Consider the following 2,753-nt stretch of genomic DNA (forward strand, 5'->3'; position numbering starts at 1 on the left):
TCTCGTCCTGCTGCCGCTTTGGGATACAAAAGCCCCGTTCAGTACAGAACCGAACAGGGCTTTCGATAAATTCACTTTTTCTGTGTCTACTTTTGCTTGACAAGTGCAAGCGGTTTTACCGCTGCCTCGTTTTTGTTTATCCCTACTGTACGGGCACGCCCATCTGCGTCAGATAGCCCTTGAACTCCTTTTTCCATGAGGTACCCAGCAGATAGCGGGTGCCGTCCGTGGCCTGGACGCACATAAACAGCCCGGCGCTGCTCACGCTGGCGATGTCGGCCTTTTCCAGGGCAAAGCTCACATTGATGCCGCTGGTGTGGGTAAATACCAGCCGCTGGTTGGTGATGTCAAGGATACCGTAGGGGATATCCCGCTTGTTCAGGTAAAAGGCCTTGTGCTTCCAGCTGACCACCATGGAGGCGATCAGCGTCTCCTCCGGACGCAGGGTGATCTGGGACTCGGCGTCCAGACCCCACCGGAATTTTTTGCAGAGGGGAACGGCAATGGCAGCAACCAGCAGGACGAATACCACAGCGATTACCATTCCATAAAGCATATACGGCATAACAATTCCTCTCCTTCTTTGTTGATTCCTACGGGCGCATCATCAGATAGGACCCCACCGCCGCCAGGATCACCAGGACGGCGCTGACTTTTGGCACCTGTTTTTTGGACAGCATCACCCCGAACAGAATGAGGGAGATGGCAAAGCAGGCCAGCACGGGGATCAGGCTCTCGGTGGGCGTACACATAAGGCCGAACACGCTGGCGCAGACAGCATAGAGGGCATAATTACCGCACTCGTCCTTCAGCCGCCCCTTTTCCAGTTCGCTTGCCGACAGATTGCAGGCGATAAAGGCCATCCGCTCAGCCGTCTGCCGGGCCTTTTTGCAGGCCTCCTCCTGCAGAAGGGTAAAGGGATAATATTTGCTCAGGCGGAAGCAATAGGGCGTCAGCGCCATGGCCAGCTCCAGCTTGCGGCCGTCCAGCTCCAGCAGGAAGTGGAAGGTCAGCGTTTTCCCGTGCGTGCCGGTCAGGCGGACCTGCCGCACGTCGCTGGCGGAGAAACGGACGGGCGTACCCAGCTGGTAGCTCCGCTGCCGCTTGTCATAGGCCATGGGGAGCACCCAGAGGAAATCCCCGTCCACTACAAACACATTGTAATAATAGGTGGTGCTGATCACCGTCACCTTGCTGCCGCCGCTGGAGGAGTTCTCCCGGTGCAGGGAAAAGATCACGTTGCCGTCGTTGGCCTGGGGCAGCAGCTGTTGGACCCGGGCCACCAGCTCCCGGCGGTCGGCGCCCTCCAGGGCCCGGCCCCGCAGCGCCGCCCGCTTGAGCCAGACCAGGGGGCCTACGGCGTAGATCCGCGCCAGCAGAAACGAGCCAAATATCAGAATAAAGAGCAAAGAGCCAATTTTAAATGCCATAATCTATGCGTTTCTCCCTTCTTCTGCCCGCGGAACGCGGGCGGCTTTTGATGTGTGCGTTCAGTGGGGGAAAATGGTGACCAGGGCGTGGTATACCGCCGCCGCAAACCGCGCGCATTCCACCCCCAGCAGCAGCATCACCCCGCAGCCCACCCACCGCAGTACGATGGAAAGCCTGGCCTCCGGGTGGCTTTTTTGATACTGCCAGGTCAACGCCAGACAGGCGATGGCCGAGCCCAGAAAGCCAAGGGCCCCAAAAAGCGCCAGAAAGAATACCAGTGCCATGTCCCAACCTCCACAAACCCGGTGTGTATCTGCGGCAGGGGCCTACGGGTCCTTGGTAAAGGCGTAGGAGGAGCCCGTGGTCATGTTGGCGATGTTCAGATAGGAGCCGTTTTCCAGCAAGAAGCCAAAGTAATGGGTTTGGGTGGGGGCGGAAAGCTGCTCCTCCCCGTCCAGCAGGAAGGACTCATTGGTGGCCACCAGGCAGACAAACCGCTCCAGGCTGTACTCCGGCCTGTCGTTGATCACGCCCAGCAGGTCCTCCTCCGTAAGGCCCATGTCGGAAAAATACGCCAGCAGATAGTCCCAGGCCTCCTGGCCCACATAGAACTGATAGGTGCCGGCATAGTAGTTGTCGTCGGTCACCTGTCTGGACTGATACCAGTGGAAGCTGCCGTCGGCGTCAAATACCCACTGGGAGTTGTCGTTGCTGGCGGTCCAGGCGGTGCCGGCAAAATAGTCCGCGTCAAACACCAGGTCCTGGTCCTGCTCCTCCGGGGGCGTGTAGACGGCGGTGTCCGCCATGTGCTCCACCGTCCGGATGATCTCCTCCTCGTACAGGGCGGCCGGGGTGGCCAGGGTCTGGGCGCCAAAGGTGATGGCCACATCCTGCTCCGGGCAGACCACCAGGGTGAAGTACATGTAGTAGGTGTCGTCCTGCACCATTTGCAGGTTGGCCATGTACCGCCGGGCGCCGTCCGCTCCGGTGCTCTCTTCCAGAGGACCGCCCAGTACCGGGCTGTTCTCCTCCTGGTAAAACTCCAGCAGCTCGTTGTAAAACTCCTCTGGCGTGTAGGGGCTCAGGGGGGAGACGCCGTTGAGATGGTAGACCACGCCCCTGACCTCGTCCATGTACACCCCGTCATAGCCGTCGGAGACGGACCAGGCCGGGTCGATTGCAAAGATGACGTTTTTGCAGGTGGCCGTCTGCGTGCTGGCGGTCCAGGCGGTGCCGGCAAAATAGTCCGCGTCAAACACCAGGTCCTGGTCCTGCTCCTCCGGGGGCGTGTAGACGGCGGTGTCCGCCATGTGCTCCACCGT

4 protein-coding genes are annotated in these 2,753 nt (G+C 59.8%); all 4 read right to left on the reverse strand.

Annotation, left to right across the window (positions count from 1 at the left end; genetic code table 11):
- Positions 1–142 precede the first annotated feature (142 nt).
- The gene (locus B5F88_RS18935; protein WP_087936983.1) at positions 143–565 is read right to left on the reverse strand and encodes a hypothetical protein; all 423 of its coding nucleotides are present in this window, start codon (positions 563–565) and stop codon (positions 143–145) included.
- A gap of 28 nt (positions 566–593) precedes the next feature.
- Entirely contained in the window at positions 594–1,430 is an 837-nt protein-coding gene (locus B5F88_RS18940) for a hypothetical protein (RefSeq protein ID WP_087936984.1), read from the reverse strand.
- 60 nt (positions 1,431–1,490) lie between these two features.
- Positions 1,491–1,715: a hypothetical protein gene (locus B5F88_RS18945; RefSeq protein ID WP_087936985.1), complete on the reverse strand. Its 225-nt coding sequence runs from the start codon at positions 1,713–1,715 to the stop codon at positions 1,491–1,493.
- A 42-nt stretch (positions 1,716–1,757) separates the two neighbouring features.
- Positions 1,758–2,753: hypothetical protein (locus tag B5F88_RS18950; protein ID WP_204246272.1), on the reverse strand; the 996-nt coding region annotated here is incomplete at its 5' end.

The organism is Flavonifractor sp. An306, assembly GCF_002159455.1.
GTDB lineage: Bacteria > Bacillota > Clostridia > Oscillospirales > Oscillospiraceae > Flavonifractor.